Raw genomic sequence first — 13,867 nt, forward strand, 5'->3', positions numbered from 1 at the left:
GCCTAAGCGGGGCCGCCGGGGCGGAGTCGTCTGGTTGGAGCCAGAAGGCGCGCCAGGGGCCGGGCGGGCGCTATTGTACAGCGTCGCAGGAAGGGCTCGCCGGGATTCCGGCAGCGCAGCCCGTGCCCCAATACTTTCAACCTGATGACAGAATAATCACGCGGCCACTGGCGGCAGGCGCTTTATCTTGAGGCTCGCGAGCCCGATGCCGGCCACCACGCAGGCGAGCGCAATGCCGTGTGCGGGCGTGGGGCGCTCGCCGAGAAACGCGATGCCGTACACGGCCGCCGCCACCGGCAGCACGGCCGTGAACACGCCGGCGATGCTGCCCGGCACGTGGCGAATGCCCATCATCCAGAGACAAAACGAGAACACGCTCGCCGAAAGCCCATACCAGAGCGCGAGCCACCAGATGCCCGCGGGCACGCTCGCGAAATCGAACGACAGTACGCTGGGCAGCCCCACGGGCAGCATCAGCAGAAGCCCGAACAGGTGTGTGTATGCGCAGATGTCGAGCGGCGCGAGCGTTTGGGTGAGACGGCGCGAAAGGATCACATAGAGCGATTCGCAGCACACCGCGCCGAGCACCATCAGGTTGCCGATGGACGAGCTCGCACCGGTATCGCCGCTGGCGCCTGCGTGCGCGAGATTGATGACCGCGATGCCCGCAATGGCGAGCACGATGGAAGCGAGCGCGCGCGCGTCGGGGCGCTCGCGCAGGAAGAGCCATGAGAAGAGGGCGACCACGGCGGGAATCGTGCTCGTGATGACGCCTGCCGCGACCGCGCTCGTGCGATGCACGCCGCCGAGCATCAGCAGCGTAAACCCGAATGTTCCAAACAGCGCCTGGAGGAACAGATTGATCCATTCGCCACGCTTCACGTGTTGCATTTTGGAGCGACGCAGGAGCGGGCCGAGCACCGCGAGGGCGATCACGAAGCGCAGCAGCGCGAAGAGTGGAACGGGAATGAAGACGACGATCGACTTGCCGATGCCGACGTTGCTGCCCACGAGCAGCATCGAGGCAATGAGAAACAGAGAATAGCGATTCAAGCTGGAATCCGGGTGCGCAGTTCAGTTAGCATTCTAAATGCCTGCTTACTTGCGTGCCATGGCGCGCCGCTTGCCTTATCTGCATGTGCGCGCGTAAGTGGCCGGTAAGTTGCTACGCTTAATCTTGCTGGCATGGGTGGTTTGGAAGATCGCGCACGTTCGTGCCTGTATCGCGCGCCCATGCATGCTGCGATGCCACAATGGTGGCTCCCAGCGCAAGCCAATAGCGCCGCGCCCGCATGCGGGCGGCGGCGCACGGAGACGGCGCGCACGGGCATTGAAGATGCCCGTGCGTGTCCACGAGTTTGACGTTTCATCTTCACCAAGGGGTTGTCGATGTCTGCGATTGAATCGGTTCTTCAGGAACGCCGCGTCTTTGCGCCTTCCGAGCAAACGGTGGCTGGCGCCACGGTGTCCGGCATGGACGCATACAAGGCGCTGTGCGCCGAAGCCGAACGCGATTACGAAGGCTTCTGGGCGCGCCTCGCGCGCGAAACCCTGAGCTGGCAAAAGCCCTTCACGAAGGTGCTCGACGAATCGAAGGCGCCGTTCTACACGTGGTTCGAAGACGGCGAACTCAATGCCTCGTACAACAGCCTCGACCGCCACGTCGAAGCGGGCAATGGCGAGCGCGTCGCGATTGTCTTCGAAGCCGACGACGGCACCGTCACGAACGTCACCTACAAGGACCTGCTCGCGCGCGTATCGCGCTTCGCCAATGCGCTGAAGAAGCGCGGCGTGAAGAAGGGCGACCGCGTGGTCATCTACATGCCGATGTCCGTGGAAGGCGTCGTCGCCATGCAAGCTTGCGCGCGCATAGGCGCAACGCATTCGGTGGTGTTCGGCGGCTTCTCGTCGAAGTCGCTCAACGAACGCATGGTCGACGTGGGCGCGGTCGCGCTCATCACAGCCGACGAACAGATGCGCGGCGGCAAGGCGCTGCCGCTGAAGAACATCGCCGACGAAGCGCTCGCCATGGGCGGCTGCGAAGCGGTGCACAGCGTGATCGTCTACCAGCGCACGGGCGGCAAGGTCGCATGGCACGAAGGCCGCGACCAGTGGATGCACGAACTTTCGGCGGCCGAGAGCGACACGTGCGCGCCGGTGCCTGTGGGCGCGGAACACCCGCTCTTCATCCTCTACACGTCGGGCTCGACGGGCAAACCGAAGGGCGTGCAGCACAGCACGGGCGGCTACCTGTTGTGGGCCGCGCAGACCATGAAGTGGACCTTCGATCACAAGCCCTCGGACGTGTTCTGGTGCACGGCCGACATCGGCTGGATCACGGGCCACAGCTATATCGCCTATGGCCCGCTCACGATCGGCGCGACCCAGGTCGTGTTCGAAGGTGTGCCCACGTATCCGAACGCGGGCCGCTTCTGGGACATGATCGCCAAACACAAGGTCACGGTGTTCTACACCGCGCCTACGGCGATCCGCTCGCTCATCAAGATGTCCGAAGCCGACGCGAAGGTGCACCCGAAGAGCTATGACCTTTCTTCGCTGCGCATTCTCGGCACGGTCGGCGAGCCGATCAATCCCGAAGCGTGGATGTGGTACTACGAAAACGTGGGCGGCAAGCGCTGCCCGATCGTCGACACCTGGTGGCAGACTGAAACAGGCGGCCACATGATCACGCCGCTGCCGGGCGCGACGCCCCTCGTACCGGGCTCGTGCACGCTGCCGCTGCCGGGCATCATGGCCGCGATCGTCGACGAAACCGGCCAGGACGTGCCGAACGGGCAGGGTGGCATTCTCGTCGTGAAGCGTCCGTGGCCCGCGATGATCCGCAACGTCTGGGGCAACCCCGATCGCTACAAGTCGGGCTACTTTCCCGAAGAACTGGGCGGCAAGCTGTATCTGGCCGGCGACGGCAGCGTGCGCGACAAGGACACGGGCTACTTTACGATCATGGGCCGTATCGACGACGTGCTGAACGTCTCGGGCCACCGCCTCGGCACGATGGAGATCGAGTCGGCGCTGGTGGCGAACCCGCTCGTGGCCGAAGCCGCCGTGGTGGGCCGCCCCGACGACACCACCGGCGAGGCCGTGGTGGCCTTCGTGGTGCTCAAGGCCACGCGTCCGCAGGGCGACGAGGCCGTGAAGCTCGCCAACGATCTGCGCGCCTGGGTGGGCAAGGAGATCGGGCCGATCGCCAAGCCCCGCGACATTCGCTTCGGCGAGAACCTGCCGAAGACGCGCTCGGGCAAGATCATGCGCCGTTTGCTGCGCTCGCTGGCCAAGGGCGAGGCGATCACCCAGGACGTTTCCACGCTGGAAAATCCGGCGATTCTGGACCAGCTCGGCGAATCGCTCTAAACGCTGAGGTTCGCGCGGCGCCTTGCCTGGCGCCGCGCGCAGCATTGATCCCCGCATTGCCCCGGATTGCCGGCCATACGCGTTTTTGCTACACAAGCGCATGGCCGCGCCACACACTACCCCGCAGAACAATCTCAATCCATTGCCTGAGCCACCCCCGGTGAGCGAGGCGATGGCGCGCGCGCATCGGCGCTACTGGCGCTTCAATCTCGCGCTGATCGCCGTGCTCATGACGATTGGCTTCCTCGTCTCGTTCGTCGCGCCGCTCTTTGCGCGGCCGCTCGCCGACCTGCGCTTCGCGGGCTTCAGCCTGCCGTTCTACCTCGGCGCGCAGGGCGCGATCCTGATCTACGTGTTGCTCGTCGCGATCTATATCGTGTTGATGCAGCGCGCAGACCGCGTGCTGCAAGCCGCGCTCGAAGCCGACGTCGCCATTCGCGAGGCGAGCAGGGCCCAGCAACGATGAAGCTCGCGCACCGGCTCATTCGCTCCTACGCGTTGTACACGCTCGGCTTTCTCGCCTTCGTGTACGTGATGTGGCGTATCGAGCTTGCTACCGGTCCCGGCATGTGGATCGGCTATGTGTTCCTGTTCGTGCCGATTGCGGTGTACGCGGTGATCGGGCTGCTTTCGCGCACCTCGGACCTCGTCGAATACTATGTGGCGGGGCGGCGCGTGCCCTCGTTCTTCAACGGCATGGCGACAGCCGCCGACTGGCTTTCCGCGGCGTCGTTCATCGGCCTTGCGGGCTCGCTCTACGCAAGTGGCTACGACGGCCTGGCTTACCTGATGGGCTGGACGGGCGGCTATTGCCTTGTCGCCTTCCTGCTCGCGCCGTATGTGCGCAAGCTCGCGCGCTACACGATTCCCGACTTCCTCGGCACGCGCTTTTCGAGCAACCTCGTGCGTGCACTTGCCGTGCTCGCGACCATCCTCTGCTCGTTCGTCTATCTCGTCGCGCAGATCCAGGGCGTGGGGCTGATTGCCACGCGCTTCATCGGCGTGGATTTCGCCATCGGCATTTTCTGCGGGCTGGCGGGCATCCTCGTGTGTTCGTTTCTCGGCGGCATGCGCGCCGTAACGTGGACGCAGGTCGCGCAATACATCATTCTCATCGCGGCCATCCTGATTCCGGTTTCGCTGATCGCGCACCGCGACGGCCTGGGCTGGCTGCCGCAAATCGACTACGGCAACGCGATGCAGCGCGTGGAAGCGCTCGAGCACAACGTGCGCGGCGCGAGTACCGAAGCCACCGTGCGCGACGCATACCGCAAGCGCGCCGCGCAATGGCAGACGCGGCTCGACACGCTGCCGCAGTCGTACGTCGCGGAGAAGATGCACCTCGTCGAATCGCTCGCGGACCTGCGCCGCCACAACGGCCCGCTGCGCGATATCGATTCACTGGAGCGCGAGCTCAACGCCTTCCCGCGCGACGTGGACGCCGCGCGCATGGTGTGGACGCACCAGCGCGACGACCTGCTCGAGCGCGCCGCGCCGCCCGTGCCGATGAACGAACCGTTTCCCGCCGCCGACGATGCCGAGCGGCGCATTCATCAACGCAACTTCCTTTCGCTGCTCTTGTGCCTTTCGCTTGGCACGGCGAGCCTGCCGCACATACTCACGCGCTACAACACGACGACCTCGGTGGCCTCGGCGCGGCGCTCGGTGGGCTGGACACTTTTTTTCGTCGCGCTCTTTTATCTGACCGTGCCGGTGCTCGCGGTGCTGATCAAGTTCGAGATCCTCACGCATCTGATGGGGCAGCGCTTCGACGATCTACCGCATTGGGTCATGCAGTGGCGGCGCGTCGAGCCGTACCTCATCAGCATTGCGGATATGAATGGTGATGGCGTGGTGCGCTGGAGCGACATCCAGATGCAGCCCGACATGGTCGTGCTCGCCGCACCGGAAATCGCGGGATTGCCGTACGTGATGTCGGGGCTCATCGCCTCGGGTGCGCTCGCGGCCGCGCTTTCGACCGCGGACGGCCTGCTGCTCACCATCTCGAACGTGCTCTCGCACGACGTGTACTACCACATGGTCGATCCGAGCGCGTCGAGCCAGCGGCGCGTGACGATGTCGAAGATCATGCTGCTAGGCGTGGCGCTATTCGCCTCGTATGTGGCGTCGCTCAACGCGGGCAACATTCTTTTTCTGGTGGGGGCGGCGTTTTCGCTCGCGGCGTCGAGTCTCTTTCCCGTGCTCGTGCTTGGGGTGTTCTGGAAGCGCACGACGCGCCTGGGCGCCGTGGCGGGCATGACTGCGGGGCTGACTGTGTGCGTTTATTACATCGTTTCGACTTACCCGTTCTTCACGCAGCTTACGGGCTTCGCAGGCCCGCGATGGTTCGGCATCGAGCCCATCAGCTCGGGCGTATTTGGTGTGCCCGCCGGCTTTCTCGTGGCGATTGGCGTGAGTCTGTTCGATCGCAAGCCGGACGCGTATACGGTTGCGTTGGTGGACTATATCCGCCACCCGTGAGGGCAGGGACCTGATTGCCGGTGTGCGGTCGAGCACTTAAAAAACGGGCGGCCGAGGAGATACTGAAGTCCTCTCGTTCCCGCGCCGGTCCTCGAAGCAGTACGCGGGAATTCGACGTCGGGCCGCGGCCCGACGTCTTTTTCTGTTGCCTGATCTGATCGACTCCGCCTTCCTTCCGACGTTAAGTGTTCAACGACTAGCGGCGCTACCGTTCTCTTTCCGCTCATCAAGTCATCCGTTTTTTGTCCGATAACTAACGGGAGCATGCGATGCAGCGCATCCAGCGCATCCGGTAGATCGCCTTGGCGGCTACGGTACAATTTCGCGCGCCGCCGGCTTGGGATTCGCGGTGAATCGAGCCAGAAAAAGGGCGTTTTCTCGGGGAAGTCATTGAAGCGCATTGCACTCAGCCTCATCATTTTCTGCGCCTTTGCGGCGCCTGCCGCATTCGCCAAATGCTGGGGCAACGACGCCTTCCAGAATTGCGTCGACGAATCGGGCAATTCGTACACGGTGCAGCGCTTCGGCAACACGTCTACGGTCAACGGGCATCAGCAGAAGCTGCCGGGCGAGGCCTGGGAGCAGACCGGCGCATCGATTGGCGACACGACGTTCATCACGGGACAGGCCGCGGATGGGTCGACGTGGACCGAGACGATCACGAACTACGGCAACGGCACGCGAACGATTTCGGGCATGGATGGGAAAGGGCTCGTGTACAACAAGTATTGCACTTCGAGTGGGTGTAATTGAGGGTGCTCGGGTGCGCTTCAACTGGCGAGACAGGGATTCGCCTCGCGCAGTACGACTGCGCTTGGCAGCGTGCGCTGAAGGCTTTTGCTGCTGGGGGGATTTCCAGGCTTGACCAAGCGCGGAAGAAAAGTGGCGGAGAGACGGGGATTCGAACCCCGGATAGGCTATTAACCTATACACGCTTTCCAGGCGTGCGACTTAAACCGCTCATCCATCTCTCCGGCGGGAGGCGAATTATAGCAGAGTCCGCGCGCGGGAGGAAAGCACCCGCGCAGCGCCTGGCACGATCTGCACTTTGCAAAGTCTCTCACACCCCGACGCACCGCAGAAATTGTTCGTTCCCCGCTTGCCGGGCATTCCGTAACGTTGCCGCACCGGCCTTGCAACCGCCTCGCAAGGACCGCGCCGCGACAACCACCCACGCAACGGAACGCTCCGCATGAACAACAAAAACGCCTCCCTCACACGCCGCCCGCGCACCGTCTCTCTCGCGCTTGCCTTCGCGGCATCAGGCGCCACTATCGCCACGAGCGCCCACGCGCAAAGCAGTGTCACGCTGTACGGCATCGTCGACGCCGGCCTGGCCTACGTGCACAACGCTCAGGCCGCGAACGGGCAGAACCAGTCCACGCTCGTCAAGCTGAGCAGCGGCAATCTCTCGGGCAGCCGCTGGGGCCTGCGCGGCACCGAAGAACGGCCTCGCCGCCATCTTCCAGCTCGAAAACGGCTTCAACGTGGGCAACGGCGCGCTCGGGCAGGGCAGCCGCGAATTCGGGCGCAAGGCCATCGTCGGCCTCGCCAGCACGACGTGGGGAACGCTCACGCTCGGCCGTCAGTACGATCCGCTCGTCGATCTCGTGCAGCCGCTCACCGCAGACGGTCCGTTCGGCGGCGTGTTCGGCACGCCCGGCGACCTCGACAACTACGACAACAGCCTGCGCGTGAGCAACTCGGTCAAGTACGCGAGCCCGCTCGTCGCAGGCCTGCAGTTCGAAGCGCTGTACGGCTTCGGCGGTGTTGCCGGCGCGACCGGCAGCGGCCAGACATACAGCTTCGGCGCCGCATACTCGAACGGGCCGCTCTCGCTCGCGGCCGGGTATTTCTTCGCCAACGGCGGCAGCACGCTCACTTCCGGCGTGCGCACCTGGACGAGCAGCTCGGATAGTCTCTTCAACACGGTCATCAATCAGGGTTTCGCGAGCGCAAGCTCCATCCAGATCGTGCGCGCTGGCGGTAGCTATTCGGTGGGCGCATTGAGCTTCGGGCTGGCCTACTCGAACACGCAATACGGAAACGATGCGTACTCAACCTTCCACCAAACCGCCAAATTCAACAGCGGCTCGGCGTTCCTGAACTACCAGATCACACCGGCGCTGCGCGCGGGCGCGGGCTACAACTACACGTCGCTCACGGGGCCCTCGTCCGCGCACTACAACCAGGTGAACCTCGGCAGCGACTACTCGCTGTCCAAACGCACGGATCTCTACGCGCTCGCCGGTTACCAAAAGGCGAGTGGCGGCACGCTCGACGCAAAAGGCTCGAGTGTCGTTGCGCAGGCTTCGATCGGCGACTTCGGCGTGAGTTCGGGCGCCGACAATCAGGCGCTCGTCGTGGTGGGGATCCGTCACAAGTTCTAACGCAAATTCGCGCCCGTGCAGCGAGCGTCGGCAGTTGCGCGGGGGATCGCCGATAATGATTCGTCGATTTCCCGAGGAGAGTCTGCTTGAAGGTCAGCGAAGCCGTTACCAGCCGCAAGTCCGTGCGTCAGTTTTTGCCCGATCCAGTGGATCCCGCGATCATTCGCCGCGTGCTCGATGCCGCTGCGCGCGCGCCCTCGGGCGGCAATCTGCAGCCGTGGCATGTTCATGTCGTGGGCGGCGACTCGCTCGCGAAGCTCAAGGCGATCATGGCCGATCGCATTGCACAGGCGCCTGCGGGCGAGCAGATGGAGTACGACGTGTATCCGCGCGAATTGAGTTCGCCGTATCGCGAGCGTCGTTACCAGGTCGGTGAGGATCTTTACCGCAGCATCGACGTTGCGCGCGAGGACCGGCCGGGCAGGCTGCGCCAGTTCGCGCGCAACTACGCGTTTTTCGACGCGCCGCTTGCGCTCTTTTGCAGCGTGGATCGTCAGATGGGGGCGCCGCAATGGGCCGACCTCGGCATGTTCCTGCAGACGGTGATGCTGCTCCTGCGCGAAGCCGGCCTCCATAGCTGCGCGCAGGAATGCTGGGCGCGCTATGCGCAAAGCGTTGGCGAGTTTCTCGCCTTGCCGCGCGAACGCATGGTGTTCTGCGGCATGGCGATCGGTCACGAAGACCCGGGCGCGCCCATCAACCAGTGGCGCTCGGCTCGCGCACCGCTCGACGAATTCGTTCAATTCGACGGTATTTGAAACTTAAGCGCCGCCCACGCCGACGATTACATATCGCTTACAGCGCGGCGCGAATGCGCGCGGCCAACGTTTCGAGTTGCGCCATGTCGGCCATTTCACGCGCATGCGGGCGCAGTTCTTCGCCCGCGCGGCGCGGAATCACGTGAAAGTGCACGTGCGGCACGGTCTGCCCAGCGGCAGCGCCGTTGAACTGCGCGATCAACAGGCCTTCGGGCGCAAGCACCTTGCGCACGGCGGCCGCCATCTTCTGCACCGTCGCCATCGCGGCGGCGCCAGCTTCCGGCGAAAGATCGTAGATGAATTCGGCGCCTTCCTTCGGCAGCACGAGCAGGTGGCCTTCGGATTGCGGCATGACGTCCATGATCGCGAGTGTCGCGTCGTCCTCGTACACCTTGATGCAGGGTGCTTCGCCGCGAAGGATGCGCGCGAAGATATTTTTCTCGTCGTAGGCCATGGTCTGTCTCTCCAGTTCGGGCGCGCCGTTTGCTCGCGCCGGGGCGATGGGTTGAGTCGAGTTTGCGATTATGGCCCGCCCTGTATGGGCTGTGCGTGTTCCTGCACGTTTTTTGAAGTGGGTGCATCATAGCGTTTCTCGCAGCGCGCGCGACGACGAACGTCTTGATTGCAACCTCTTGAATGGCATCGGAGCAAGGTATTAAGGACCCAACTCCAGCCGCATGGAGCACGTATGGCAACGACTGATTTCGAAGCAGTTCATCCCGTTCGTGAGGCCACCGTTTCGGCGGCCTGGCGGTTTACAGCCCAGCTATTGGCGCGCGCAGACGTCAAGTACAACGGCACCCGGCCGTGGGACATGCGCATCCACGATCCGCAGGTGCCCGAGCGCGTGCTGGCGCTAGGCAACCTCGGCCTTGGCGAGTCCTATATGGACGGCCAGTGGGACTGTGAGCAGCTCGACGAATTCTTCGCACATGTGTTGCGCGCGCATCTAGATGACCAGATCGATCCGTCCCGTCTCGTCTTCTACGCGCTCAAAGCGCGCCTTATGAACCGCCAAACCTTACGCCGGGCATGGAAGGTGGGCCAGCAGCACTACGATATCGGCAACGAGTTCTACGAAGCGATGCTCGACAAGAACATGGCCTATACCTGCGGCTACTGGGCGGGCGGCGCGAAGACGCTCGACGAGGCGCAGGACGCCAAGCTCGATCTCATCTGCCGCAAGCTGGGCCTGAGGCCCGGCATGCGCCTGCTCGACATCGGGTGCGGGTGGGGCAGCTTCATGAAGTTCGCAGCCGAACACTATGGCGTGTCGTGCGTGGGCGTGACGATCTCGAAGGAGCAGGCCGCGTACGGCGCCGAGCGATGCAAGGATCTGCCCGTCGAATTCCGCATGCAGGACTATCGGTTGCTCGACGAGAAGTTCGACCGCATTGCGAGCGTGGGCATGTTCGAACACGTGGGCCCGAAGAACTATCGCACCTATATGGAAGTCGCGCAGCGCTGTCTTGCCGACGACGGTCTCTTCGTACTGCACACCATTGGCAAGAACCGGCGCGACACCACGCCCGATCCGTGGATCGACAAATACATCTTCCCGAACGGCGAGCTGCCAACCATCGGCCAGATCGCCGACGCATCGGGCGGCCTCTTCGTGACCGAAGACCTGCACAACTTCGGCGCCGACTACGACCGCACGCTCATGGCGTGGCACGCGAATTTCGAGGCCGCGTGGCCGCGTTTCAAGGCGCAGATGGGCGAGCGGTTCTACCGCATGTGGCGTTACTACCTGCTTTCGTGCGCCGGGGCGTTCCGTGCGCGCGACATCCAGTTGTGGCAGTGGGTGTTTTCGAAGAACGGCTTGCCGGGCGGTTATCAGCGTCCTGCCTGAATTTCCCGTCGCCTCACCAATGCGGCCGCGTTTCGCGAATGGCGAACGCGGCCGTTTTCTTTTCGGTTCAGCGAACCAGTGCTGAGATCGTTGCGATGCCAAGGATCGTCATGATGACCGAGGCGCACACGTGAATGGCGATCTCGCCCGCGGCCCAGCCGAAACGTCCATGCTGCAGATGCGAAACGACTTCGGCCGAGAACGTCGAGAACGTGGAGAGGCCACCCATGAGGCCGGTAATGACGAAGAGGCGCCACTCGGCGGAGAGCTGGGGCATGCGCCCGAAGTACGCGACCGCGACGCCGATCACATAGCCCGCGATGATGTTCGACGCGAGCGTGCCGAGCGGCAGCTCAGGGTAGAGGGCATTCAGGCGTAGCCCGAGAACCCAGCGCAGCAGCGAACCGAGCGCGCCGCCAATGCCGACGGCGAGGATGGACAAATACATGGTATGGAGTGGTTGAGGGCGCAATATGAGCCGGTGCGCCATGCCGCCGGCTCTGTCTTTCTACCGTTTTCGAGCACGGAGTGTAGCACCGGCCGGGACCGGCGGTTTCACGCCAGGGTTGCTCGCCCTCAGACCTCGCCTGCCCGGGTTCTGTTGCGAACCCACGCCGGGCGGCGTGTCAGACGATCCCGCCGTTCGCGCGCAGGACCTGGCCATTGACCCAGCCACCGTCCGGGCCCGCGAGGAACGATACGGCACTCGCAATGTCGCCGGGTTGCCCGAGGCGCTGCAGCGGCGGCATGTTCGCGAAATGCTGGACCTGCTCTTCGGTTTTGCCGCTGAGGAACAATTCTGTGGCCACCGGCCCCGGCGCGACCGCGTTCACGCAAATGGAGCGTCCGCGCAGCTCGCGTGCGAACACGCGCGTGATCGTCTCCACGGCCGCCTTGCTTGCCGTATAGAGCGCGTAACCGGGCAGATTCATCGCGAGCACGGAGGTCGAGAAGTTGATCACGCGGCCGCCTTCCGCGAGCTTCGTCGCCGCTTCGCGCAGCGTGTTGAGCGTGCCGCGTACGTTGATGTCGAAGGTTTCGTCGTAGATCGCGTCGGTCGAATCGGCAACCGTGACCGTCTTCATGATGCCCGCGTTGTTCACGAGCAGCGTGGGTTGGCCCAGAGCTTCGGCCGTGGTTTCGAAGAGGCGGCGCACGTCGCCGGTCTTCGCGATGTTCGCTTGCACGGCGATGGCGCGACCGCCGCCCGCCGCGATCTTCGCGACGAGCGCTTCGGCTTCGGCGCTGCGCGAAGCGTAGTTGATGACGACGGCGTAACCGTCGCGTGCGAGACGTTCGGCAATGGGGGCGCCTATGCCGCGCGAGGCGCCCGTGACGATGGCGACGCCGCGCGAGTTCGTGGATGCGTTCATGATCGGAGTCCTTCTCGTGAGGGGTGAGAACGGGCTCGATCATGAACGAAACCATGGCGGCGATCGTTGTGTGCCGCCGGATTTCATCATTCCATTTCGATTAACAATGCTGCATTGCGGCGCTCAGTAGGCGATGCAGACGGATTTCGTCTCCGTGTACGCGTCGATGATCGCCCGGCCGTGCTCGCGGCCGATGCCCGAGGCCTTGAAGCCGCCGAAGGGGAGTGCCGGATCGACCATGTTGTGCGTGTTCACCCATACGGTGCCCGCCTGCACGCCGTCTACTACGCGCAGCGCGCGGTCGAGCTGGTTGGTCCAGACGCTCGCGCCCAGACCGTACTCCGAAGCATTCGCCGCCGCGACGGCCTCCTCGACATCGTCATACGGCATGGCGACGAGCACCGGCCCGAACACCTCTTCGCGTACGACGGTAAGCGGCTTGTTGGCCGCGTTCGAAATCACCGTTGGCTCGATGAAGAAGCCGGGTCGATTGCCGTCGCCGCCGCCCGCCACGATCTCGCCGCCTTCGGCGCGTCCCTGCGCGATCATGCCGGCGACCTTGGCGCGATGACGCGCCGAAACGAGCGGGCCCATCTGCGTGGCCGCATCGAAACCCGAACCGAGCACGGTTGCGCGCGCAACGTGTGCGATGCCGTCGACGATCTCATCAAAACGCGCTCGCGGCAGATACAGGCGCGAGCCTGCCGTACAGACCTGGCCGTGATTGAAGAAGATCGCGCCGGCCGCGCCTTCGATCGCACGCTGCGGATCGCAGTCGTCGAGCACGATCACGGGGCTCTTGCCGCCCAGCTCCAGCGACACGCGCTTGAGGTCGCTCGCGCATTGCTTGCCGATGATGCGGCCGACTTCGGTCGACCCCGTGAAGGTGACTTTGTCCACCTGCGCATGGCGAACGAGCGCCGCGCCCGCCGTTTCGCCCTGGCCCGTGACGACATTGAACACGCCCGGTGGAAAGCCGGCTTCGTGCGCGAGTTCGGCAAGGCGTATGGCGGTGAGCGGCGTTTCCTCGGCGGGCTTGAGCACCACGGTGCAGCCGCAGGCGAGCGCGGGCGCAATTTTCCAGACCGCCATCAGCAGCGGAAAATTCCACGGCACGATCGCGGCGACCACGCCCGCGGGCACGCGCCGCGTGGAGGCGTTGTAGCGCACGCCGGGTGGGAACGCGAGCGAGAGATCTACGGTGCTGCCCTCGATCTTGGTGGCCCAGCCGGCCATATAGCGCAGCCATTGCACGCTGCCGCCCACTTCGAGCATCTTGGAGAAGCCTAGCAGCTTGCCCTGGTTGAGCGTTTCGAGCGCGGCGAGTTCGTCGCCGTGCTGCTCGACGAGGTCGGCGAGTTTGAGCAGCAGGCGCTCGCGCGCGGCGGGCGGCATGCACCGCCACGTGTCGGCTTCGAAAGCGCGGCGCGCGGCGGTGACGGCGGCGTCGATGTCGGCGTCGCTGGCGTCGGGCACCTGGGCGATCTCCGCGCCCGTGGCGGGATTGAATACGGCAAACGTGCGGCCGTTGCCGCTTTCGCAAAAACGGCCGTCGACGAACATCTGTGTGCGGATCGTGTGCGTGAAGTCATGGCGGTCCATACCGTCTCCTGATTTAAGTAGCAATGCGAACGTTTCTTC

The 13,867-nt window shown here is 64.2% G+C and carries 11 protein-coding genes, 1 tRNA gene and 1 pseudogene; 7 read left to right on the top strand and 6 right to left on the bottom strand.

What is annotated here, in order from left to right; genetic code table 11:
- Nucleotides 1–156: 156 nt before the first annotated feature.
- Nucleotides 157–1,053, bottom strand: a complete 897-nt coding sequence (locus M3I54_RS26890) for a DMT family transporter (RefSeq protein WP_254341610.1) — start codon at nt 1,051–1,053, stop codon at nt 157–159.
- Between the two features lie 336 nt (nt 1,054–1,389).
- Between M3I54_RS26890 and acs the strand changes: the two genes are divergently transcribed.
- The 4 genes from acs to M3I54_RS26910 all read left to right on the top strand — a co-directional run bounded on the left by acs (nt 1,390) and on the right by M3I54_RS26910 (nt 6,606).
- Nucleotides 1,390–3,372, top strand: a complete 1,983-nt coding sequence (gene acs, locus M3I54_RS26895; RefSeq protein WP_254341612.1) for an acetate--CoA ligase — start codon at nt 1,390–1,392, stop codon at nt 3,370–3,372.
- Between the two features lie 100 nt (nt 3,373–3,472).
- Nucleotides 3,473–3,838: a DUF4212 domain-containing protein gene (locus M3I54_RS26900; protein WP_254341613.1), complete on the top strand. Its 366-nt coding sequence runs from the start codon at nt 3,473–3,475 to the stop codon at nt 3,836–3,838.
- Nucleotides 3,835–5,853 carry a sodium:solute symporter family protein gene (locus tag M3I54_RS26905; RefSeq protein ID WP_254341620.1) on the top strand — a complete coding sequence of 673 codons (2,019 nt, stop codon included), beginning with the start codon at nt 3,835–3,837 and terminating at the stop codon, nt 5,851–5,853. The genes M3I54_RS26900 and M3I54_RS26905 overlap by 4 nt, the downstream gene beginning before the upstream one ends.
- Nucleotides 5,854–6,243: 390 nt before the next feature.
- Nucleotides 6,244–6,606, top strand: a complete 363-nt coding sequence (locus M3I54_RS26910; protein ID WP_254341622.1) for a hypothetical protein — start codon at nt 6,244–6,246, stop codon at nt 6,604–6,606.
- Nucleotides 6,607–6,736: 130 nt separating this feature from the next.
- Here M3I54_RS26910 and M3I54_RS26915 read toward each other — a convergent pair.
- Nucleotides 6,737–6,827, bottom strand: a tRNA-Ser gene (locus tag M3I54_RS26915).
- A 218-nt stretch (nt 6,828–7,045) separates the two neighbouring features.
- On the opposite strand from M3I54_RS26915, the pseudogene M3I54_RS26920 reads away from it, so the two are divergent.
- Nucleotides 7,046–8,243: pseudogene (locus M3I54_RS26920) on the top strand (porin).
- Between the two features lie 86 nt (nt 8,244–8,329).
- Complete coding sequence (locus M3I54_RS26925) at nt 8,330–9,001, top strand: nitroreductase (RefSeq protein ID WP_254341624.1); 672 nt, start codon at nt 8,330–8,332, stop codon at nt 8,999–9,001.
- Between the two features lie 37 nt (nt 9,002–9,038).
- On the opposite strand, the gene M3I54_RS26930 is transcribed toward M3I54_RS26925, so the two are convergent.
- Nucleotides 9,039–9,455 carry an HIT family protein gene (locus M3I54_RS26930; RefSeq protein WP_254341626.1) on the bottom strand — a complete coding sequence of 139 codons (417 nt, stop codon included), beginning with the start codon at nt 9,453–9,455 and terminating at the stop codon, nt 9,039–9,041.
- Between the two features lie 234 nt (nt 9,456–9,689).
- Here M3I54_RS26930 and cfa point away from each other — a divergent pair, with 234 nt between their 5' ends.
- The gene (gene cfa, locus M3I54_RS26935; RefSeq protein WP_254341628.1) at nt 9,690–10,853 is read left to right on the top strand and encodes a cyclopropane fatty acyl phospholipid synthase; all 1,164 of its coding nucleotides are present in this window, start codon (nt 9,690–9,692) and stop codon (nt 10,851–10,853) included.
- Between the two features lie 67 nt (nt 10,854–10,920).
- Here cfa and crcB read toward each other — a convergent pair whose 3' ends face one another.
- The 3 genes from crcB to styD form a co-directional block, all read right to left on the bottom strand.
- Complete coding sequence (crcB, locus tag M3I54_RS26940; protein ID WP_254341630.1) at nt 10,921–11,301, bottom strand: fluoride efflux transporter CrcB; 381 nt, start codon at nt 11,299–11,301, stop codon at nt 10,921–10,923.
- A 178-nt stretch (nt 11,302–11,479) separates the two neighbouring features.
- Complete coding sequence (locus M3I54_RS26945) at nt 11,480–12,226, bottom strand: SDR family oxidoreductase (RefSeq protein ID WP_254341632.1); 747 nt, start codon at nt 12,224–12,226, stop codon at nt 11,480–11,482.
- A gap of 123 nt (nt 12,227–12,349) precedes the next feature.
- Nucleotides 12,350–13,828 carry a phenylacetaldehyde dehydrogenase StyD gene (styD, locus tag M3I54_RS26950; protein WP_254341634.1) on the bottom strand — a complete coding sequence of 493 codons (1,479 nt, stop codon included), beginning with the start codon at nt 13,826–13,828 and terminating at the stop codon, nt 12,350–12,352.
- Between the last annotated feature and the right edge of the window lie 39 nt (nt 13,829–13,867).

The sequence above is a fragment of the Paraburkholderia sp. CNPSo 3274 genome, assembly GCF_024206475.1.
Taxonomy (GTDB): Bacteria; Pseudomonadota; Gammaproteobacteria; order Burkholderiales; family Burkholderiaceae; genus Paraburkholderia.

Bases quoted from the DNA above. Each gene is read 5' to 3' on its own strand.
- styD (WP_254341634.1), bottom strand. From the start codon at position 13,828: ATGGACCGCCATGACTTCACGCACACGATCCGCACACAGATGTTCGTC.
- M3I54_RS26945 (WP_254341632.1), bottom strand. From the start codon at position 12,226: ATGAACGCATCCACGAACTCGCGCGGCGTCGCCATCGTCACGGGCGCC.
- M3I54_RS26930 (WP_254341626.1), bottom strand. From the start codon at position 9,455: ATGGCCTACGACGAGAAAAATATCTTCGCGCGCATCCTTCGCGGCGAA.
- cfa (WP_254341628.1), top strand. From the start codon at position 9,690: ATGGCAACGACTGATTTCGAAGCAGTTCATCCCGTTCGTGAGGCCACC.
- M3I54_RS26900 (WP_254341613.1), top strand. From the start codon at position 3,473: ATGGCCGCGCCACACACTACCCCGCAGAACAATCTCAATCCATTGCCT.
- acs (WP_254341612.1), top strand. From the start codon at position 1,390: ATGTCTGCGATTGAATCGGTTCTTCAGGAACGCCGCGTCTTTGCGCCT.
- crcB (WP_254341630.1), bottom strand. From the start codon at position 11,301: ATGTATTTGTCCATCCTCGCCGTCGGCATTGGCGGCGCGCTCGGTTCG.
- M3I54_RS26905 (WP_254341620.1), top strand. From the start codon at position 3,835: ATGAAGCTCGCGCACCGGCTCATTCGCTCCTACGCGTTGTACACGCTC.